The 20,642-nt window shown below is 64.3% G+C and carries 20 protein-coding genes and 1 pseudogene; 14 read left to right on the forward strand and 7 right to left on the reverse strand.

All coding sequences use genetic code 11. The annotated features are described in order from the left end of the window. Nucleotides 1-159: 159 nt before the first annotated feature. The 4 genes and pseudogenes from ONR75_RS16970 (at nt 160) to argC (ending at nt 3,698) form a co-directional block, all read left to right on the forward strand. Nucleotides 160-690 (forward strand): DedA family protein, encoded by a 531-nt coding sequence (locus ONR75_RS16970; RefSeq protein WP_265078304.1) that lies wholly within the window; start codon nt 160-162, stop codon nt 688-690. Nucleotides 691-840: 150 nt separating this feature from the next. Next, nucleotides 841-1,829 (forward strand): annotated as a pseudogene (locus ONR75_RS16975) (MBL fold metallo-hydrolase). 208 nt (nt 1,830-2,037) lie between these two features. Then, entirely contained in the window at nt 2,038-2,721 is a 684-nt protein-coding gene (locus ONR75_RS16980; protein WP_265078305.1) for an FMN-binding negative transcriptional regulator, read from the forward strand. Continuing rightward, complete coding sequence (gene argC, locus ONR75_RS16985) at nt 2,721-3,698, forward strand: N-acetyl-gamma-glutamyl-phosphate reductase (protein ID WP_265078306.1); 978 nt, start codon at nt 2,721-2,723, stop codon at nt 3,696-3,698. The genes ONR75_RS16980 and argC overlap by 1 nt, the downstream gene beginning before the upstream one ends. 309 nt (nt 3,699-4,007) lie before the next feature. Here the strand turns inward: argC and ONR75_RS16990 are convergent, their stop codons facing one another. Then, on the reverse strand, nt 4,008-5,045 hold the full coding sequence (locus ONR75_RS16990; RefSeq protein WP_265078307.1) for a glutamine synthetase beta-grasp domain-containing protein: 1,038 nt from the start codon (nt 5,043-5,045) through the stop codon (nt 4,008-4,010). A gap of 533 nt (nt 5,046-5,578) precedes the next feature. On the opposite strand from ONR75_RS16990, the gene ONR75_RS16995 reads away from it, so the two are divergent. Then, nucleotides 5,579-5,779, forward strand: coding sequence for a DUF2735 domain-containing protein (locus ONR75_RS16995; RefSeq protein ID WP_265078308.1), 201 nt, complete (start codon nt 5,579-5,581; stop codon nt 5,777-5,779). A gap of 109 nt (nt 5,780-5,888) precedes the next feature. On the opposite strand, the gene ONR75_RS17000 is transcribed toward ONR75_RS16995, so the two are convergent. The 3 genes from ONR75_RS17000 to ONR75_RS17010 all read right to left on the reverse strand — a co-directional run bounded on the left by ONR75_RS17000 (nt 5,889) and on the right by ONR75_RS17010 (nt 9,380). Beyond that, nucleotides 5,889-6,830, reverse strand: a complete 942-nt coding sequence (locus ONR75_RS17000; protein WP_265078309.1) for a glutaminase — start codon at nt 6,828-6,830, stop codon at nt 5,889-5,891. A 57-nt stretch (nt 6,831-6,887) separates the two neighbouring features. Further along, nucleotides 6,888-7,286 (reverse strand): MAPEG family protein, encoded by a 399-nt coding sequence (locus tag ONR75_RS17005; protein WP_265078310.1) that lies wholly within the window; start codon nt 7,284-7,286, stop codon nt 6,888-6,890. Nucleotides 7,287-7,574: 288 nt separating this feature from the next. Next, nucleotides 7,575-9,380 carry a PHA/PHB synthase family protein gene (locus ONR75_RS17010; protein WP_265078311.1) on the reverse strand — a complete coding sequence of 602 codons (1,806 nt, stop codon included), beginning with the start codon at nt 9,378-9,380 and terminating at the stop codon, nt 7,575-7,577. A 300-nt stretch (nt 9,381-9,680) separates the two neighbouring features. Here ONR75_RS17010 and ONR75_RS17015 point away from each other — a divergent pair, with 300 nt between their 5' ends. The 8 genes from ONR75_RS17015 to recJ all read left to right on the forward strand — a co-directional run bounded on the left by ONR75_RS17015 (nt 9,681) and on the right by recJ (nt 17,283). Continuing rightward, the gene (locus tag ONR75_RS17015) at nt 9,681-9,926 is read left to right on the forward strand and encodes a hypothetical protein (RefSeq protein WP_320109624.1); all 246 of its coding nucleotides are present in this window, start codon (nt 9,681-9,683) and stop codon (nt 9,924-9,926) included. Nucleotides 9,927-10,141: 215 nt separating this feature from the next. Then, nucleotides 10,142-11,362, forward strand: a complete 1,221-nt coding sequence (locus ONR75_RS17020; RefSeq protein ID WP_265078313.1) for an LL-diaminopimelate aminotransferase — start codon at nt 10,142-10,144, stop codon at nt 11,360-11,362. Nucleotides 11,363-11,439: 77 nt separating this feature from the next. Further along, nucleotides 11,440-12,762, forward strand: coding sequence for a homoserine dehydrogenase (locus ONR75_RS17025; protein WP_265078314.1), 1,323 nt, complete (start codon nt 11,440-11,442; stop codon nt 12,760-12,762). 56 nt (nt 12,763-12,818) lie between these two features. After that, nucleotides 12,819-13,814: a class II fructose-bisphosphatase gene (gene glpX / locus ONR75_RS17030; RefSeq protein WP_265078315.1), complete on the forward strand. Its 996-nt coding sequence runs from the start codon at nt 12,819-12,821 to the stop codon at nt 13,812-13,814. A 9-nt stretch (nt 13,815-13,823) separates the two neighbouring features. Continuing rightward, complete coding sequence (locus ONR75_RS17035; protein ID WP_265078316.1) at nt 13,824-14,270, forward strand: GNAT family N-acetyltransferase; 447 nt, start codon at nt 13,824-13,826, stop codon at nt 14,268-14,270. Between the two features lie 78 nt (nt 14,271-14,348). Beyond that, complete coding sequence (locus tag ONR75_RS17040) at nt 14,349-15,068, forward strand: haloacid dehalogenase type II (protein WP_265078317.1); 720 nt, start codon at nt 14,349-14,351, stop codon at nt 15,066-15,068. 1 nt (nt 15,069) lies between these two features. Then, the gene (locus ONR75_RS17045) at nt 15,070-15,219 is read left to right on the forward strand and encodes a hypothetical protein (RefSeq protein ID WP_265078318.1); all 150 of its coding nucleotides are present in this window, start codon (nt 15,070-15,072) and stop codon (nt 15,217-15,219) included. Nucleotides 15,220-15,444: 225 nt separating this feature from the next. Further along, nucleotides 15,445-17,283: a single-stranded-DNA-specific exonuclease RecJ gene (gene recJ, locus ONR75_RS17050; protein WP_265078319.1), complete on the forward strand. Its 1,839-nt coding sequence runs from the start codon at nt 15,445-15,447 to the stop codon at nt 17,281-17,283. 162 nt (nt 17,284-17,445) lie between these two features. Here the strand turns inward: recJ and ONR75_RS17055 are convergent, their stop codons facing one another. Beyond that, complete coding sequence (locus ONR75_RS17055) at nt 17,446-18,681, reverse strand: lytic murein transglycosylase (RefSeq protein WP_265078320.1); 1,236 nt, start codon at nt 18,679-18,681, stop codon at nt 17,446-17,448. Nucleotides 18,682-18,740: 59 nt separating this feature from the next. Next, nucleotides 18,741-19,208: a MarR family winged helix-turn-helix transcriptional regulator gene (locus ONR75_RS17060; RefSeq protein ID WP_265078321.1), complete on the reverse strand. Its 468-nt coding sequence runs from the start codon at nt 19,206-19,208 to the stop codon at nt 18,741-18,743. 138 nt (nt 19,209-19,346) lie between these two features. Here ONR75_RS17060 and ONR75_RS17065 point away from each other — a divergent pair, with 138 nt between their 5' ends. Beyond that, nucleotides 19,347-19,847 (forward strand): carboxymuconolactone decarboxylase family protein, encoded by a 501-nt coding sequence (locus ONR75_RS17065; protein ID WP_265083698.1) that lies wholly within the window; start codon nt 19,347-19,349, stop codon nt 19,845-19,847. A 205-nt stretch (nt 19,848-20,052) separates the two neighbouring features. Here ONR75_RS17065 and efp read toward each other — a convergent pair whose 3' ends face one another. Beyond that, the gene (efp, locus tag ONR75_RS17070) at nt 20,053-20,619 is read right to left on the reverse strand and encodes an elongation factor P (RefSeq protein ID WP_265078322.1); all 567 of its coding nucleotides are present in this window, start codon (nt 20,617-20,619) and stop codon (nt 20,053-20,055) included. Nucleotides 20,620-20,642: the final 23 nt, after the last annotated feature.

The raw sequence follows: 20,642 nt of genomic DNA on the forward strand, positions 1-20,642 counted from the left end.
TGTTCGCTTCTGGAGAGATGAAGGTCAGCGCCCGATCGCTATTCGTGTTGTGACTTGCTGTGATCGGGGCAGCCGGTCTACCTGTCCTGAGACGCAGGCGGGGCAAATAGGTTCAGCGGTACCGCCGAAATTTCGGCGCCGCGGAAGGAACATCACGGCATGGACGGCATGGTGCACGGTCTGATCGAATTCGTGCGCCTGCATCAAGCCTGGGCTGCGCCGCTGGTGCTGGTGCTGGCGTTCGGCGAGTCGCTGGCGTTCGTTTCGCTGCTGATCCCGGCCTGGGGGGCGCTGGTAGCAATCGGCGCACTGATCGGGGTCAGCGGTATCAGCTTCTGGCCGGTGTGGATTGCCGGCGGCGTTGGCGCGGCGTTGGGCGACTGGCTGTCGTATTGGTTCGGCTTCAAATACAAGCATCAGGTCGCCCGGATATGGCCACTGTCGCGCTATCCCGACATCCTGTTGCGCGGCGAAGCCTTCGTGCAGAACTGGGGCGTGCCGAGCATTTTCATCGGCCGGTTCTTCGGCCCGCTGCGTGCCTCGGTGCCGCTGGCCGCCGGCATTTTCGAGATGCCGTACTGGCGGTTCCAGATCGCGAATTTCGTCTCGGCGCTGGTGTGGTCGGCCGTGCTGTTGCTGTTCGGCGACGTGATTTCGCTGATCGCGCAATGGATCTGGCGAACGGTCTGAGGCCTGCGACCTTTTGATCCGGAATAAACTGGGGAGGCGGGGGTTGACCGGCGGACGGAGCAACTGCTCGTGTGCCCGCGAGATACCGAACGTCACCAAGACGACCCGCAATGCGCGGGGCGATATCCAAGACCAGATGGAGACTGCACGATGAATCTGTCACGCCGCCAGGCCCTCGCCGGAGCCGCCGCTTTCGCTGCAGCGCCGCTGTTCGCCGCCAAGACCGCACGCGCCGCCGCACCGCTCGCCGACAAGCAGGCGCCCAGCTTCTACCGCTACAATGTCGGCGACGCCCAGGTGAATGCCATCTCCGACGGCGCCAACACGTTTCCGCTGCCCGACACGCTGGTGCTGAACGCCAAGAAGGACGAGGTCAACGCCGCGCTCGAGAAGGCCTTCATGCCCAAGGACAAGATGACCATCCATTTTGCCCCGCTGGTGATCAATACCGGCGGCAAGCTGGTGGTGATCGACACCGGCAACGGGCCGGGCGCCTTCGCCGCCAGCAAGGGCAAGGTCGGGCAGTTCGCCACCAACATGGCCGCCGGGGGATCGATCCCAAGGCCGTCGACATGGTGGTGATCTCGCATTTCCACGGCGACCATGTGAACGGCCTGCTCGCGGCCGACGGCTCGCTGGCCTTCCCCAATGCGGAAGTGCTCGTGCCGGCAGCCGAATGGAAATACTGGATGGACGACGGCGAGATGAGCAAGGCTGCCAGCGAGCGCATGAAGGGGCTGTTCGTCAGCAACCGCAAGGTGTTCGTCGACGGGCTGAAGAAGAAGGTCACGCCCTATGAGTGGGGCAAGGACGTCGTGCCGGGCCTGCTGGCGGTCGAGTCGGTCGGCCACACTCCGGGCCACACCTCCTATGTGCTGTCGTCGGGCTCGGACAAGCTGTTCATCCAGTCCGACGTCACCAACCATCCGTCGCTGTTTGTCACCAATCCGGGCTGGCACCTGATGTTCGACCAGGATCCGGCGCAGGCGGAAACCACGCGGCGCAAGGTCTACGACATGCTGGTGGCCGACCGCATGCGGGTGCAGGGCTTCCATTACCCGTTCCCGGCCAACGGCTTTGTCGAGAAAGACGGCAACGGCTACCGGCTGGTGCCGGCGCCGTGGAGCCCCGCGATCTGATCGCCTTGACGAAATATGGGCGCGGCCTTATGACCGCGCCCATGATCAACGCTGCTACCAGCAACATCGCCCGTCGCCGCCGCATTCCCGCGGCAGGTGCAGGCGTTCGCGTTTAGATCGTCCCACTGCCGCCGGATCCGGTCCGCGGCAGCTTGCTTCCAAACAACGCGACCTGATCCGACGGCCCCTTACCCAGCAGGAGCTCGCAATGTACACGCCACCGCCATTCAAGCCCGACCGCGCCGCCGCTCTGGCGTTCGCGGAAGCGCGCGGCTTCGGTACCGTCTGTGCGTGGGACGGCCGCAAGCCGGTGGCTTCAGCGCTGCCGTTCTGCGTCGACTACGCCGCGGACGGCACGCCGCTTCTGGCGTTTCACATGGCGCGGAACAATCCGCTGCTGAAGCTGGCGGACGGCGCGTCGCCCTGGGTGATGGCAGTGACCGGCGCCGATGCCTATGTCTCCGCCGACTGGTATGCGTCGCCGGACCAGGTGCCGACCTGGCTGTATCAGGCGGCGCATCTGACGGGGCCGGTGCGGGTCATGTCAGACGACGAACTTGGCCCGCACCTTGACGCGCTCAGCGGCAAATTCGAGAACTGGCTGTTGCCGAAGCCACCGTGGACGTCGGCGAAGATGACGGCCGGGCGGTTCGAGGCCATGAAGAAGGCGATTGTCGGCGTGGTGATGGCGGTGGACGAGGTCGAAGGCAGCTTCAAGCTCAACCAGCACAAGACCGACGTCGATTACGCGGCGGTGGCCGGCGCGCTGGCAGCGCAGCCGGATTCTGCAGCAAGGGGGCTGGCGGCCAAGATGCGTTCGCTGCGGCCGCAACTGTTCGCGAATGAACTGACACAGATGAATGATATGACGACGCCCGAAGGGATCATGTGATGAGCAGCACCATGTTGAAGGACGCAACCTCCGGCGCCAGCGCCGCGACGACGCCATCGGTCTTCGTCGACGGCGGGTCGGGCACCACCGGGCTCGGCATTCGCGAGCGGCTGGCGGGACAGAGCGACGTGGCGGTGAAGACCATCGCCGACGACAAGCGAAAGGATCCGGCTGCCAAGCGGGCGTTGATGGAGGAGGTCGATCTCGTGATCCTCTGCCTGCCCGACGACGCCGCCAAAGAGACCGTGGCACTGATCGACAGTATGGGCGCAGCGGGACCGAAGGTGCTCGATGCATCCACAGCGTATCGCGTGGCGCCGGACTGGGCCTATGGCTTCCCCGAACTGGCGCCGGACCAGGCCGACAAGATCCGCGCCGCGCGGAAAGTCTCGAATCCCGGCTGCTATCCGACCGGGGCGATCGCGCTGCTGCGGCCGCTGGTCGATGCCGGGCTGCTGCCCGCAGATTATCCCGTCACCATCAATGCTGTCAGCGGCTATTCCGGCGGCGGCAATGCGATGATCAAGGACTTCGAAGATGGCACCGCGCCGGCTTTCCAGCTTTACGGTCTTGGATTCGAGCACAAGCACGTGCCGGAGACGCAGCTGTATTCGCATCTGACGCGGCGGCCGATTTTCGTGCCGTCGGTCGGCAACTATCGGCAAGGCATGCTGGTCTCGATCCCGCTACACCTCGACACGCTGCCGGGCAAACCCGCCGCTGCCGATCTGCACGCCGCATTGGCTCAACGATATGTGGGGAGCAGCTACGTCTCGGTGATGCCTTTGGATGACGTGGCTTTCAAAGCCGGAAAAATCGAGCCGGAGGCGCTGAACGAGACCAACAGGCTCGAACTCTACGTGTTCGCCAGCGACCAGCACCGCCAGGCGGTGCTGGTGGCGCGGCTCGACAATCTCGGCAAGGGCGCATCCGGCGCGGCCGTGCAGAACATGCGGCTGATGCTCGGGCTGGACTGAGGGCCTGCCTTAACCTCTCCCCGCATCTTGCGCGGGGAGAGGTCGGCGCGTAGCGCCGGGTGAGGGGCAGGGCACACTGCCAAGTCTCTGTATGAGCAGTCTGATCGCTCCGCCTTCAGCGTCATTCGCTTTGCGAACTCCGGCTTCGAGAGAGCGCGGGTGTTTATGCCGTCTGTCTCGCCCCTCACCCGACTGGCTTCGCTGCGCTTCGCCAGTCGACCTCTCCCCGCAAAAGAGCGGGGAGAGGTTAAGAAGCAAAACGGCCCGGACTTGCGTCCGGGCCGTTTCGCATTGAGCAGTTGCTTTGGCTTACGCCGCGGCCGACTTCTTGACGGTGGGCACTTCCGCAATCGTCTTCAGGATCTGCGAAGCGATGGCGTAGGGGTCACCCTGGGAGTTCGGGCGGCGATCTTCCAGATAGCCCTTGTAGTCGTTGTTGATGAAGGAATGCGGGACGCGGATCGACGCGCCGCGATCGGCGATGCCGTAGCTGAACTTGTTCCACGGTGCCGTTTCGTGCTTGCCGGTCAGGCGCAGATGGTTGTCCGGACCGTAGACGGCGATGTGGGCTTCCCAGTTCTTGCCGAACGCCGCCATCAGAGCTTCGAAGTACTCCTTGCCGCCGACCGTACGCATGTATTCGGTCGAGAAGTTGGCGTGCATGCCCGAACCGTTCCAGTCGGTGTCGCCGAGCGGCTTGCAGTGGAATTCGATGTCGATGCCGTATTTCTCGGTGAGGCGCAGCATCAGGTAGCGGGCGATCCACATTTCGTCAGCGGCCCTCTTGGAGCCCTTGCCGAAGATCTGGAATTCCCACTGGCCCTTGGCCACTTCGGCGTTGATGCCTTCGTGGTTGATGCCGGCTTCGAGGCAGAGGTCGAGGTGCTCTTCGACGATCTCGCGGGCAACCGAACCGACGTTCTTGTAGCCGACGCCGGTGTAGTAGGGGCCCTGGGGCGCCGGATAGCCATCGGCGGGGAAGCCGAGCGGGCGGCCGTTCTCGTAGAAGAAGTATTCCTGCTCGAAACCGAACCAGGCGCCGGCATCGTCAAGAATGGTGGCGCGGGTGTTGGTGGAATGCGGGGTGACGCCATCGGGCATCATGACTTCGCACATGACCAGAGCGCCGTTCTCGCGGGCGCCGTCCGGATAGACCGCAACCGGCTTCAGAACGCAGTCGGAGCTGTGGCCTTCGGCCTGCATGGTCGACGATCCGTCGAAGCCCCAGAGCGGCAGCTGTTCCAGCGTCGGGAAGGATTCGAATTCCTTGATCTGCGTCTTGCCACGCAGGTTCGGAACCGGCGTGTAACCGTCGAGCCAAATATACTCGAGCTTATACTTTGTCATGCGGATCTCTCATGAGAGTTGACGATGCGAAGGGTGGAAACCCTGAGAGCTTGCTGGCGACCGGAACAGGACCGATCACCAGCGGCCGGTCCTTACCAAGCATTTAATATGCCAACTGGGGACCAGCGGCTCTGGGGCTGGAACCTTTGGGTGTTGCTGCCGATTTTCGCCGGCTTGTTGCCACCGCGCGGTCCGCGCGGTTAGCCCCCGCGGGACATGCTCGGGCCGCACGCTGCCGCCGCGGCGCATTGTCGCGCCTAATTCCAGTGGTTTTCCGCAGCACAACGCTGCGCGGGCCCGCACTGCGGAAAATTTGGCATCGCTGCTCGCTATGGGCCGGATTGCGCGATTGCTCGCGTGGAACCCGGGATCGCCCAAGCGGTTGGCTCCGGATGGCTGCGCCTCAAAGGGGCAAAGGCATCTGTGAGCATATTGTAGGCATTTGCTGCATTTATGGAGGCAAATCGCGCAATCGAAGTGCAATTCTGCTACAATATATGACTCACCACGAGTTGTATTGAGAGGAAACAAAGATGACTACGGGCTTCTTCACTGGATCTGCAAAGATCTACCAATTCCCCGTCAGGCCACGCGCCGCGGCGGGCTTCCGCAATCATGCGCAGCCTGCGCAGATCGCGGCACCCAGCATCTGCACGGAAGCGTTCGGCAGCTGGTACCACGAGCAGGCGATCCAGGACGACCGTCGCGAAACCGAACTGGCTCGCGAGCACTAATGCGCTTTGCAGTTGTAAGGCCGCCACCGCGTAACTTGCGTACACCAGATGCGATTGAGGGTCGAAACACCAATGTTTCGGCCCTCTTTTTTGAGCAGATGCCGCCACGTCAGATGCCGAAGATCGACCAGCCCATCCGTCGGGTAAGGGCCTCCAAAGCGACGCGCCCGAGGTGGGAATTGCCGGCCTTGTCGAGACCGGGCGCCCACACCGCGATCGAGGCCTTGCCGGGCGCCACCGCCATGATGCCGCCGCCGACGCCGCTCTTGCCGGGCAGGCCGACCCGATAGGCGAATTCGCCGGAGCCGTCATAGTGGCCGCAGGTCAGCATCAGCGCATTGATGCGCCGCGCCCGCTCGGGCGACACCACGGACAGCCCGGTCGAGGGATTGCGGCCCGCATAAGCGAGGTAGCGACCGGCCATCGCCAGCTGCCGGCACGACATCGCGATGGCGCAGTGATGGAAATAAACGCCGAGCGTAAAATCCACGGGATTTTCCAGCACGCCGAACGACTTCATGTAGTTGGCCAGCGCCGTGTTGCGAAAGCCGGTGCGCTTTTCCGAGGCGGCGACGGTTTCATCGATGACAATCGAGGTGTCGCCGGCGAGAAACTGCATGAAGCGCAGGATTTCGCCGATCGCCTCGCGCGGCTGGTGGCCGGACAGGATGACGTCGGTGACGGCGATGGCGCCGGCATTGATGAAGGGATTGCGCGGCACGCCACGCTCGCGCTCGAGCTGGACGATGGAGTTGAACGGATTGCCGGACGGCTCGCGGCCGACATGGCGCCAGAGGCGGTCACCGACCATGCCCAGCGCCAGCGTCAGCGTGAACACCTTTGAGATGCTCTGGATCGAGAACGGTACGTCAGCGTCACCGCCGGCGGCGACGTTACCGGAGGCATCGATGACCACGAGGCCGAACTGCCTGGCGTCAACGCCGGCCAGCTCCGGAATGTAGCTGGCGACCTCGCCGCGGTCGGCCCGATCAGCCATCTCTTCGGCGATTTCCTGAACGACAGTTTCGAGCTGCGGCGGCGGGTGGATCATGTCGATGAACTTCAGTTGTTTAGAGAACCTCTCCCGAGCGCGGGGAGAGGTTTCACATCACGCCAGCCGCAGGATGGCAACGGCCAGCACTGCCTGGGCGCCGAAGCCGACCACGAAGGCCAGCGTGCGGAACACCGGCAACCCGAGGGCATAGACGATGAGGTGGGCAAGACGCGACCAGAAGTACACGGCGCAAGCCAGCACGGTGGTTGGGGTCGATACATCGGCCGCATTGAGGATCAGCACCAGCGGCGCGAATACGATGAGGTTTTCGACGGCGTTGTCATGGGCGAACAGCAGCCGGTTCGCCCATTCGGACAGCGGCTTGTCGTTGCGCGACGGATTGGCCATGGCGCCGCCAATGCCGCGGATCATGCAGCGGTTGAGCACATAGGGCACCCAGAGCAGGCCGGTGAGAATTACGGTCAGCGTCAGCCAGAATAATTCGCGCGTCATCAGCATCGTCCTCTTGGGGTCAGGTTCCGCTCAGCGCGGCGTATCATTGGTGATTAAAATCGGGATTGCCGCTCTCACGTAGTGCTTTTGCCGGACCATAGACGGTTGATGCGACAACGCCAATGCGGGCCTGTGGAGAGCCATCGTCGTTCCGGGGCGGGGCGGCGCAAGTCGACCGCGAACCTCAGCCGCTCCAACTGGAGTGGCGGGGAACCTCAAGCCGTTCATCGTGTCGGGATTCCGGGTTCGCTCGAGCTGCGCTCTCGCGCCCCGGAATGACAGTTTCGATTACGCCCGCACCCGCACGTAGCTGCCGGGGGCGTCTTCCAGCGGCGGTAGCGCTTCGGTGCCGACCGCGCGGGCCGGGACCTCTTCGGGGTCGATGGCGGCCAGCCATTCGCGCCAGTCCGGCCACCACGAGCCCTTGTGCTCCTGGGCGCCTTTCAGCCACTCGGCGACCGACCCGGCCCCGATCTTGTCGTTGGTCCAGTACTGATACTTTCCCGATGCCGGGGGATTGACGACGCCGGCGATATGGCCGGACCCAGACAGCACATACTTCACCGGACCGCCGAAGAACTGCGAGCCGTACAGCACCGATTCGGCCGGCGCGATGTGGTCCTCGCGGGTAGCGAGATTGTAGACGGGGACCTTGACCTTCGACAGGTCAAGCCGGGTGTTGTCGAGCACCATGCTGCCGGTGGACAGCCGGTTCTCCAGATAGCAGTTGCGCAAATAGAACGAATGATTGGCTGCCGGCATCCGGGTGGCGTCGGAATTCCAGTGCAAGAGGTCGAAGGCGGAGGGCGGCTTGCCCTTGAGATAGTTGCTGACGACGTAAGACCAGATCAGGTCGTTGGAGCGCAGCATGTTGAAGGCCATGGCCATCTTGCCGCCGTCGAGCACGCCGGCGGCCTGCATCTCCTTTTCCAGCGCCGAGATCTGCTCCTCGTCGACGAACACCATGAGGTCGCCGGCATGGGTGAAGTCGACCTGGGCGGCCAGGAACGTTGCCGACGTGGCGCGCACGCGGCGCTTCTCCGCCAGCCAGGCCAGCGTCGAGGCGAGCAGGGTGCCGCCGACGCAATAGCCCATGGTGTGCACCTTGAGTTCGCCGGTGACCCGCTCGATGACGTCCATGGCCGCCAGCGGACCCTGCTTCATGTAGTCGTCGAAGGTCTTGCCGCCGAGGCTCTTGTCAGGATTGACCCAGGAGATCACGAAAACGGTGACGCCCTGGTCGACGCACCACTTGATGAAGGACTTTTCCGGCTTGAGGTCGAGAATGTAGAACTTGTTGATCCACGGCGGCACGATCAGCAGCGGTGTGCGCAGCACGTTTTCGGTGCTCGGCTGATACTGGATCAGCTGCATGATCTCGTTCTGGAAGATGACCTTGCCGGGGGTCGTCGCCATGTTGACGCCGACGGCCAGATTGGCCGGATCGGACTGGCGGATGCGCAACTGGCCGCCGCCCGCATTGATATCCTCGGCCAGCATCTGCATGCCGCGCGCCAAATTCTGGCCATTCGAGGCCACCGTCTCGCGCAGCACCTCCGGATTGGTCAGCACGAAATTCGATGGCGCCAGCGCATTGGTGATCTGCTGGACGTAAAACTCCGCCTTCTTGCGGGTATGCGGATCGAGCCCCTCGGCGTTGTGGACCAGATCATGGGCCCATTGCGTGGTCAGCAGATAGGCCTGCATGACGAAATCGAAGAACTGGTTGGATTTCCATTCCGGGTCGACAAAACGCTTGTCGCGCGGCGGCGGCTCGGCGGCCGGGGCAGCCTGCTCACCGGCCATGCGGCGCACCGCCGAGCCCCAGAGGTCGAGATAGGCGTTGCCGAGCCGGGCTTGCAGGTCGGCAGAGCGGGTCTGGTCGGACAACCAGTATTCGGCAACCGTTCCGAAGGTCTTGATGACCTCGGTGACCTCGCTGGGCGGCTTGTCCTTGATCTCGCCGTTTTCGGCGGGTTTCAGGTAGGCGGCGAGCGCCTGGCCGCTGCTTTCCATGGCCCGCGCCAGGTTGAGCGCAAAGGCTTCCGGATCGAATTTCTTCGCCGTCGGAGTCTCAGTGGTCACGTCAGTCATGGCCAGGCAACAACTTCATTTCCGGTGGCGCCGCGCCACCTGCAGACGGATGATGGCACAGTTCGGCAGATGTCGCAGGATTCGATGTGCTGCAATGCGACAATGACCTTGGTTAGGTCACACTAACGACCCAGGCGGCGGGTTTGTTCGCTGGACCTTAATTGTTTGCGGCGAATTTTGTTTTAATGGTGCGACGCGGCGTAGATGAAGCCGTCGCGGATCGCCGGTGGATGTGGCTCGGGAATGTTGAGATCGATGACAGGTGGCAGGGGCAGCGGAACAGGAGCGGCAGCGGCAATATTGCTGCTCGCGCTTGCGTTGGGCGGCTGCGCCTCGACCATCGCCGACCTGCCGATGGTCGGAACGCCGGCCGGCGCTCCGACGCGACCGGCGCAGGCCGGCGAGTACCTGCCAGTGCACGATCTGCCCACCAGCCGTGAAGGCACGGCGATGAGTGCGGCGGACCAGGCCAAGATGCAGGCCGAGCTGATCGCCGCACGCGACCGCCAGGCTGTCGTCCTGCCTGCAAAACCTGGCGCCAAGTGAGCGAAAACCACCTCTGGAGGGTGGTGTCGGCGGGCTTCCGTGATAAAAAGATCCCGATTCAACCGCATGCTGAAGCGAGTTCGGCGAAGTTGGACCGGTTCGGTGCCTGAATTCGTAGAGATCACGGAAACAACGCGGCTTTTCGCGCCAACCAGCTTACTTTGACCGTCTCAGACAACCGCGATTCCCGCTTGACCGGTTCCGGAGCCAGGACCATGGACGAATTCTACCGCATCCGCCGCCTGCCGCCCTACGTGTTCGAACAGGTCAACCGGGCCAAGGCAGCCGCGCGGAACGCCGGCGCCGATATCATCGACCTCGGCATGGGCAATCCGGACCTGCCGACGCCGCCGCATGTGATCGAGAAGCTGAAGGAAACCCTCGGCAAGCCGCGCACCGACCGCTATTCGGCGTCCAAGGGCATCACCGGCCTGCGCAAGGCCCAGGCCGGCTATTATGCCCGCCGCTTCGGCGTGAAGCTCAATCCCGACACCCAGGTGGTGGCTACGCTGGGCTCGAAGGAGGGCTTTGCCAACGTGGCGCAGGCGATCACCGCGCCCGGCGACGTGGTGCTGTGTCCCAACCCGAGCTACCCCATCCACGCGTTCGGCTTCCTGATGGCGGGCGGTGTGATCCGTTCGGTTCCGTCCGAGCCCGGCCCGGAGTTCTTCCACGCGGTCGAGCGTGCAATCATCCATTCGATCCCGAAGCCGATTGCGATGATCGTCTGCTACCCGTCGAACCCGACGGCACAGGTGGCCAGCCTCGACTTCTACAAGGACCTGGTGGCCTTCGCGAAGAAGCACGAGATCTACATCCTGTCCGACCTCGCTTACGCCGAAGTCTATTTCGACGACAACAATCCGCCGCCCTCGGTGCTGCAGGTGCCGGGCGCCATCGATGTCACCGTCGAGTTCACTTCGATGTCCAAGACGTTCTCGATGGCCGGCTGGCGCATGGGCTTTGCGGTCGGTAACGAGCGCATCATCGCGGCGCTTACCCGGGTCAAATCCTATCTCGACTACGGCGCGTTCACGCCGATCCAGGTAGCGGCCACGGCAGCGCTCAACGGGCCCGACGACTGCATCCGCGAAATGCGCGACATCTATCGCAAGCGTCGCGATGCACTGGTGGAGTCGTTCGGCCGCGCCGGCTGGGAGATCCCACCGCCGTCCGCATCGATGTTCGCTTGGGCACCGCTGCCGCCGGCGTTCCGCGATGTCGGCAGCATGCAGTTCTCGACCCTGCTGGTGGAGAAGTCCGGCGTGGTGGTATCGCCGGGCGTCGCTTTCGGCGAACATGGCGAGGGCTACGTGCGCATCGCCATGGTGGAGAACGAACAGCGCATCCGCCAGGCTGCGCGCGGCGTACGCCGCTTCCTTGAAAGCGGCGTCGAAACATTGCACAACGTGGTTCCTCTCGCCACCCGGCGGTAAGGACCAACTCTCAAATCGGCATCCGGTCGTACGACCGGATCATGCCAAATCCAGTTCTCCGGCAGGCTTTAGACGTTATGGTTTCACCCCTGAAGGTGGGTATCGCAGGACTCGGCACCGTCGGGGCCGAAGTAGTCCGTCTGATCGAACAGCAAGGCAAGGTGCTGGCAGCGCGCTGCGGCCGCAGTATGCGCGTCACCGCGGTGACCGCGCGCTCCAGGACAAAGAAGCGCGGCATCGATCTGCGCGACGTCACGTGGGCCAAGAGCCCGCTGGCGCTGGCGCAGGATCCCGAGGTCGACTGCTTCGTCGAACTGATGGGCGGCGTCGGCGACCCCGCGTTGTCGGCGATCGAGGCGGCGCTGACCCTGGGTAAATCGGTGGTCACCGCCAACAAGGCGCTGATCGCCAAGCATGGGCTGAAGCTGGCGGCGCTGGCCGAGAAGCATGGCGGCGCGTTGAACTACGAGGCGGCGGTCGCCGGCGCCATCCCGGTGGTCAAGACGCTGCGCGAAGGTCTCGCCGGCACCGACATTCATCGCGTCTACGGCATTCTCAACGGTACCTGCAATTATATCCTGACCCGCATGGAGCAGGAGGGGCTGTCGTTCGCCGAATGTCTGGCCGACGCGCAGCGGCTCGGCTATGCCGAGGCCGATCCGTCATTCGACATCGACGGCCACGATACCGCGCAGAAACTCGCCATCCTGGCCAGCCTGGCGTTCGGCACCAAGGTGGCGCAGAGCGCGGTCTATGTGGAAGGCATCTCGTCCATCGACGCCGCCGATCTGCGCGCCGCATCGGAACTCGGCTATCGCGTCAAGCTGCTCGGCGTGGCGGTGCGCACCGCCAAGGGCATCGAGCAGCGCGTGCATCCCACCATGGTGCCCCGGACCTCGTCTATCGCCCAGGTCATGGGCGTCACCAATGCGGTGACCATCGACGGCGCCGGCATTGCGCCGATCACGCTGGTCGGTCCGGGGGCAGGCGGTGCTGCGACGGCATCTGCCGTGCTGGCTGATATCGCCGACGTGGCGCGCAATGTGCGCGCGATGCCGTTCGGACGCCCGGTTGCCAAGCTCGCGGCCACGACCAAGGCACCGATGGAGCGCCACGAGGGCGGTTATTACATCCGCCTGATGGCGCGCGACCTCGCCGGCACTGCCGCGACCATCGCCACGCGGCTGGCCGAACAGAAGATTTCCATCGAGTCGATCGTGCAGCGGCATCCTGATGGCCATGTCGATGCCGGTGGCGCGTCGAAGAAATCATCGCCGGTGCCGGTGATCCTGATCACCTATGCGACGTCTGAAGACGCGGTGCGCCGCGCCCTGAAAGCCGTGCAGCAGGACAAGGTCATCAGCGGTCGCCCGCAGGTGATCCGTATCGAAAAGAACTGATCGCGTTCGTTTGAGTTGATCGGGCTGTTGCCCGCCGTGTCCAAGGAGTTTCGCCGATGTCGACCCATATTTCCGTGCCTCCGCAGCAATTGCTCGAGCGCATCCTGACGCTCGAAATCGTGCGTGTGACGGAGCGTGCCGCGGTGTCGGCGGCGCGGCTGCGCGGCCGCGGCCTGGAAAAGGCCTCGGACCAGGCGGCTGTCGATGCCATGCGGCGGGAGCTCAACAAATTGCCGATCGACGGGACCGTCGTGATCGGCGAAGGCGAGATCGACGAGGCGCCGATGCTCTTCATCGGCGAGAAGGTCGGCAGCACCCACGGCCCGAAGGTCGACATCGCCGTCGATCCCCTGGAAGGCACCGTGTTGTGCGCCAAGAACATGCCCGGCGCCATCGCGACCATCGCCATGGCCGACGGCGGCACCTTGCTGCACGCACCGGACTGCTACATGCACAAGATCGCCATCGGTCCGGGCTATCCCAAGGGAACCGTGGATCTCGATGCATCGATCGAAGACAACATCCGCTCGCTGGCCAAGGCCAAGGGCGTCAAGCCGTCGGAGATCACGGCCATTCTGCTCGACCGCCCGCGTCACGCGGAAATGGTCGCGGCGATCCGCAAGCTCGGCGCTGCGGTCAGCCTGATCAGCGACGGCGACGTGGCAGGTGTGATCCATACGGCCGAGGCGCGGACCGGCATCGATATCTATTTCGGCAGCGGCGGTGCACCCGAGGGCGTGCTCTCTGCGGCCGCCTTGCGCTGCATCGGCGGCCAGATGCAGACCCGGCTCATCATCGACAGCGAGGAACTGCGGGAACGCACGCTGAAGATGGGCATCAAGGACGCTAAGAAGAAATACGAAATCGAGGACATGGTGCGGGGTGACTGCCTGTTCGCGGCCACCGGCGTGACCACCGGTTCTCTGCTGGAGGGCGTCAAGTTCGGCAAGGACGTCATCGAGACCGATACGGTGGTGATGCGTTCGGTGACCGGTACCGTGCGCTACATCAAGGCGGAGCATCGCCAGCTCGAGAAATTCCACCTGGATTGAGTAGCAGACATGACCGAAGTCGTGATCCGCCCGGTCGGCGCCGATGAGCGCGCCGCCTGGGAGCCGTTGTGGAACGGCTATCTAACCTTCTACAAGGCGACGCTGCCGCAGATCGCCACGGACACCGCCTGGGCGCGGTTTCACGATCCCGCCGAGCCGATGTTCCTGCTCGGCGGCTATGTCGACGGCAAGCTCACCGGCATCGTGCAGTATCTGTATCACCGCTCGAGCTGGACGGTCGGCAACTACTGCTATCTGCAGGACCTGTTCGTCGCCGACGGCGCGCGCGGTCTCGGCCTTGGCCGTAAGCTGATCGAGGGCGTCTATGCGGAGGCGAAGGCCGCCGGCTGCAGCCGCGTGCACTGGCTGACCCAGAACGACAACGCGCAGGCGCGCATCCTGTACGATCAGGTTGCCGATAATTCCGGCTTCATGCAGTACCGGAAGATTCTTTAAGCCGTCGTTCCGGGTTCGCTCGCGCTCCGGAATGACAGCGTGGGTGCTATCAACGAAAAACAAATCAGGGAGCGAACCATGAGCGAGATGCCCGACGTCAAAGCCCTCATCTTCGACGTGTTCGGCACCGTCGTGGATTGGCGCGGCAGCCTGATTGCCGATTTCACGGCATGGGGCAAAACCCGCGGGATCACCGCCGACTGGGCCGAACTGGTCGATGCCTGGCGGCAGGGGTATGCGCCGTCCATGGACCGGGTGCGCCATCATCCCGAACGCGGCTTCGTCAAGCTCGACACGCTGCACCGGCAAACGCTGGAAATGCTGGTGGCGAAGTTCGACATCAAGGGCCTGACCGACGCCGACCTGAGCTACATGACGCTCGGCTGGCACCGGCTGCATCCGTGGTCGGACTCGGTCAGCGGTCTGACGCGGCTGAAGTCAAAATTCATCATCAGCCCGCTGTCCAACGGCAACGTGGCGCTGCTCACCAACATGGCGAAATTCGCAGGTCTGCCGTGGGACCTGGTCATGAGCGCGGAACTGTTCGTGCACTACAAGCCGGATCCGGAATCCTATCTCGGCGCCGCTGCATTGCTGAACCTGAAGCCGGAACAGGTGATGATGGTGGCCGCCCACAACAACGATCTCGCCGCCGCGCAGGCGCTCGGCCTGAAGACCGGCTTCGTGCCGCGGGTGACCGAATACGGCCCGCACCAGAGCCGCGATTTCAAGGCCGATGGCGCCTGGGACGTGGTGGCGGAGGATTTTAACGACATGGCGAAGCGGATGGGGTGCTGAAGTGTCGGAACGAAAATCCGACGCCAAAGTCATTCAGGACCTGAGCGACATTCGTGCTCGGCTTGATGCGATGCCGACCAAGAAGAAGCTTGTGATCCTTGCTATCGGCCTTTTCATCGCGGCGTCGATTTTCCGTCATTTTGGGCTCTGAACGCGTCTCCAGCACACTCCACCGTCATCTTCGCCGAAACGCAACTGCGTTTCGGCTGGAGGTGCCGTCGCTCTTGCGACGGCCTCGAAGGATGGGCCGCGCGCTCGTTGCCGCATCCTTCGAGGCTCGCAAGGGCTCGCTCCTCAGGATGACGATATCTGAGATGAAGATCGCTCGTTTCGGACGGTTTGCCTCGCCGCTGCTTCGTGCTTATGTCCCGCCATCATGACGCCCCCCATCAGCCTTCCCGTTGAATCCCAGCCAGCATTTCTTGGCGTCGCCTTGTCGGCGACCGGTAAGACCTGGCGCGACCGGGTCGACCAGCGCGGCGCGGCGCGGGCGCTGGCCATGGTGCAGCGCTATCAGCTGCCGGAAATGCTGGCGCGGCTGCTGGCTGGACGCGGCGTCGAACTCGACGCTGTCGAGGATTTTCTCGATCCGACCATCCGCAAGCTGATGCCGGATCCGTTCACCGTGACCCAGATGGAAGCCGCCGCGATCCGCATCGCCGATGCCGCCGCCAACGGCGAGAAGGTGGCGATCTTCGGTGACTACGACGTCGACGGCGCGACGTCTGCGGCGCTGCTGGCCTGGCATCTGCGCCATTGCGGGCTCGACCCGCTGATCCATATTCCCGATCGCATCTTCGAGGGCTACGGTCCCAACGTCGACGCCATCACCATGCTGGCCGGCAAGGGCGCCACGCTGCTGGTGACCGTGGATTGCGGCACTACCAGCTTCGAACCGCTGGCGGAAGCGCGGAAGCTCGGCATGTCCGTGGTGGTGATCGACCATCACCAATGCGGCGACGACCTGCCGGAGGTCGACGCGCTGGTCAATCCAAACCGCCCGGATGACATCTCCGGCCTCGGCCATCTGGCTGCCGTGGGCCTTGTCTTCATCACGCTGGTGGCGGTCAACCGCGAACTGCGGCGGCGCGGGTTCTGGACGCCGACCATGCCGGAACCGGACCTGCTCGGCATGCTGCATCATGTGGCGCTCGGCACCGTCGCCGACGTGGCGTCGCTGACCGGCCTCAACCGCGCCTTCGTCGCCAAGGGACTGATCGCATTGCGCCGCCGCGACCATGTGGGCCACACCGCGCTGATGGATGTGTCGCGCCTCAGCGGTCCGCCAGAGGCTTGGCATCTCGGCTTCATGCTGGGGCCGCGCATCAATGCCGGCGGCCGCATCGGCCGCGCCGATCTCGGCGTGCAACTGCTGCTCGAAGGCGACATTTCCGAAGCCGCGCGCATCGCCGCCGAACTCGACCGGCTCAACACCGAGCGCCGGGTCATCGAGCAGATGGCCGAGGCGCAGGCCGAAGCCGAGGCGATGGCGTCACTGGGCCTTGAGGACAAGGGCTCGGTGATCGTGACCGCGGCGGAGGGCTGGCATCCTGGCGTGGTCGGGCTGGTGGCGTCGCGGCTCAAGGAAAAATTCGCGCGGCCGGCCTTTGCCATTGCGCTGGAGCCGGGCGGCATCGGGACGGGGTCGGGCCGTTCGATCTCCGGCGTCGATATCGGCAAGGTGGTCCGGCAGGCGGTCAAGGAGGGCATCCTGATCAAAGGTGGCGGCCACGCGATGGCAGCGGGCGTCACCTTGCGCAAGGAACGCCTCGCCGAATTCCGTGGTTACATGGAAGCGGCGTTGGCCGGCGACGTTGCCAAATCGCGCAACGAGAAGGAGCTGTTCATCGACGGCGCCGTCACCGCGCGCGGCGTCACCACCGATCTGGTGAACACGCTGAACCGTGCCGGGCCGTTCGGCGCCGGCAATCCAGAGCCGGTGATCGCGCTGCCGTCGCACCAGTTGGTCTATGCCGACGAGGTCGGCCAGGCGCATCTGCGGCTGCGCTTCAAGTCGAGTGACGGCTCGATGGTCAACGGCATCGCGTTTCGCTCCATCGGCCAGAAGCTCGGCAATGCGCTGCAGGCGAACCGCGGCCAGGTGCTGCATGTGGCGGGGTCGCTGACAGTGGACCGCTGGCAGGGCGCGGAGCGCGTGCAGATGCGGGTGATCGATGTGGCGGTGCCCGACGAGGGGCCGGCGAGGATCAGGTAGCTCGAAATAATTGTGGGTGCCGATGACGGTGCCCCAATCGCCGCTGTCGTCCTCCGCGCAAGCGGGGACCAAGTATACGGCAGCGTTCCGGCTCGATCACCAGCACCTGCGTCTAGTGGGTCGCCCGCTTTCGCGGGCGATGACAGTCGCGCTTTGTGTGGTCTACGATCCCTGCCGCAACCTTGCCAGCACCTTCAGCCCGCCATAGCCGTCGGCCGGCAGCAGGCCCATCTTCAACTGATAGTCCTTCACCGCCTTCATGGTGTCGTTGCCGACGCGGCCGTCGGTGCCGCCGGTGTCGAAACCGGCGCGGGTGAGACGGGTCTGTATTTCCTGCACTTCGGCCAGCGTCAGGATGCGCTCGGAACCGGGGAACGGCTGGATGAACGGCGGGCTGCCTAAGATGCGGTCGCCGAGATGGCAGATCGCCAACGCGTAGTTCATCGACGGATTGTAGCTGCGCACCGCATAAAAACCCTGGCCGAGCAGGAAGGCGGGGCCGCCCGCTACCGGTACCCACAATTTGGCGCTGGCGCCCGGTTGCGGGAACGGCTGGCCGTCGGCGCGGGTGACGCCGGCGGCCGACCATGCGGCGAAGGTGCGCTTCGCATCGGACGAGGTCGCACCGACAGCGCGGACCTCATAGCCCCAGTGTTCGCCGCGCGGATACTTGCCGCGGTTGACCAGGAATTTGGCGCTGGAGCCCAGCGCATCGTCGGGGCGGCCAAACGGCGACACCTTGCCATCGCGATCATAGTCGATGCCGACATTGAGCCAGACTTCCGGCATCCACTGGGTATGACCCATGGCGCCGGCCCAGGAGCCGCGCATTTCGTCCGGTGTGCCCCAGCCCTTGTCGACGATCTTCAGCGCGTTGATCAGCTCGGTTTCCCAGTAGGCGCGGCGCCGGGGCTCGTTCCAGGCCAGGGCCGCCAGCGCCGGAAACACCGGCCGCATGTGGTTCTGCTGCACGATGGGATCGCCATAGGCCGACTCCACGCCCCACAGCGCCAGCAGCGTGCCGCGTTCGACGCCAAAATCCTGCTCGATGCGTCCGAACAGCGCCGCGTTCTTCTTCAGCGCCTCCTTGCCGGCGATGATGCGCCAGTCGGAGGCGCGGCGGTTGACGTATTGCCAGAGCTCCTCATGGAATTCCGGCTGTTTCTGCATCGCCTTGAACACGGACATGTCCGGTTCGATGCGGCCCATCACCCGGGCGTAGGTGGCGTCGGACACGCCCTTGGCCAGCGCGCGGGCGCGAAAGCCCTCGCGCCACGCGTCGAAGCCGGCGGGTGCGGCGATCACCGAGGCCGGCAGCGCGAGCAGGGCGCCTGCGCCCAGGCCGGCCTGCAGCATGGCGCGCCGCGACAGCGGGAGACGAGAATCATTCTGGGTCATGGCGGCAGCTTAGCGCCGCGAAAGCGGACGCGGCAGGGACATTGCGTCGCTGGAACCGGTCACCCCAGTTCCGTCGCCACGGCGACAAGCCAGCGCCGCACTGTCACTTCGGTGCGGGCCGACAGGCTGGACGCCAGTCGCCGCTCCAGCGCCATCGCATGGCGGCGGCATTTGCCAAGCAGCACGGTGCCCCTTGTCGTCAGGGTCCATTGCAGGACGCGACCATGCACCGGGTGCGGCGTCTTGCGGATGGCGCCGGCGCGTTCGAGGTTGCGGATGATCTGGCCGACGGTCTGCGGCGTCAGCAGGGACACGCGGGCGAGGTCGGCGCCGGACAGGCCGGGATAGGCCTTCAGCATGGTCAGCACGGCGAATTGCGGCGGGGTGACATTGAGTTCGGAGAGCGCCCGCTCCAGCGTCAGCCGCGCCGCCGCCTGCGCCTGCCGCAACAAGTAGCCGAGATGGCCGGCCTCGCCGCGCTTGCCCATGCCGGGCGAAGGCGGAAGGACGCCGGGCACCGGGGCCATTTTGCGTCCGGTACGTTTTTCTGGGATGACGGATTTTGCCGATTTCCGGACTTTCCCCTTGGCCAGTTTTCGCGACGTTGCAGCGTGTGACCTGTCGGCTAAACTGATCAGCTTGCGCATGGTATAAGCCCACTTATAATATATCAGTGCACTTATAATAAAGGAAATGACGGCGATGTCACTTGCCCATCCCCGCGCAGCGAACACAAGAATTTCAGTAAACTCGCGCCCGAGCTCGACGCCATGGTGCGCGCGCTCGGCAGCGCCGCGGCGCTGTACGGGCTCGACAAGCAGCTGCTCGAACTGGTGAAAATCCGCGCGTCCCAGATCAATGGCTGCGCGTTCTGCGTGCAGTATCACATCATATTGGCTGAGGGGCTCGACGTGCCAAAAGCCAAGCTGGATCTACTGGCAGTGTGGCGCGAAGCGCCGGTCTATTCGGTGCGCGAACGCGCGGCGCTGGTCTGGACCGAGGCGCTCACATCGGTTGCGAACGGTGTCAGCGACGATGTCTATGCGGAAGCCAGCGCAGAGTTCTCCGAGACGGAGTTGCTATACCTGTCGTCGGCGATTGCCGGCATCAATGTCTGGAACAGGTTTGGCGCAGCCTATCGCTGGACGCCGCCGGCGCGGAAGTAGACCAGGGAGCCACGCATGGCGCGGCGCAAGCTGCGCGGTGCACGCCCCGCTCTCGGTTGTCATCGCCCGCGAAAGCGGGCGATCCAGTAGACGGTGGCGGCACGGCTCTGGCACTGGCAGCGCCGCATACTGGGTCGCCCGGCTGGCGCGCGGATGCGCGCCAGCCGGGCGACGACAGTTGCGTTTGTAGCCGGTCAGTCGCCGCTCAATCCTTGGCGCGCTCGACGTAGGAACCGTCTTCGGTCATCACCACGATGCGGGTGCCCGGACCGATGTGCGGCGGCACCAGGGTGCGGACGCCGTTGGCCAGCATCGCCGGCTTGTAGGATGACGACGCGGTCTGGCCCTTGGTGACCGGCTCGGTATCGACGACTTCCACCGTGGCGCGCTGCGGCATGGTGATGGCCACCGGGACCAGGCCGTGCAGCGACAGTTTCACGGTCATGTTTTCCTGCAGGTAGGGCTCGGCATCGCCGATCACGTCTTTCTGCACGGCCACCTGGTCGTAATTGTCGTTATTCATGAAATGGAAGCCGTCGGCATCCTTGTAGAGGTAATTGAAGTTCTGGTCCTCGATGGTCGCCTTTTCCACCGCGTCCGTGGTCTTGTACCGCTCCGAGATCTTCACGCCGTCGCTGATTCGGCGCATTTCGATCTGGCTGACCGGGGTTCCCTTGCCGGGATGGATGTTCTCGGCGGTCAGAACCACGTAGAGCTTGCCGTCTTGCTCGATCACGTTGCCCTTGCGAATAGAACTGGCGATGACTTTCACAGATATGTTTCCTAGATTTCAGG

The sequence above is a fragment of the Rhodopseudomonas sp. P2A-2r genome, assembly GCF_026015985.1.
In the GTDB taxonomy this organism is placed as follows: Bacteria; Pseudomonadota; Alphaproteobacteria; order Rhizobiales; family Xanthobacteraceae; genus Tardiphaga.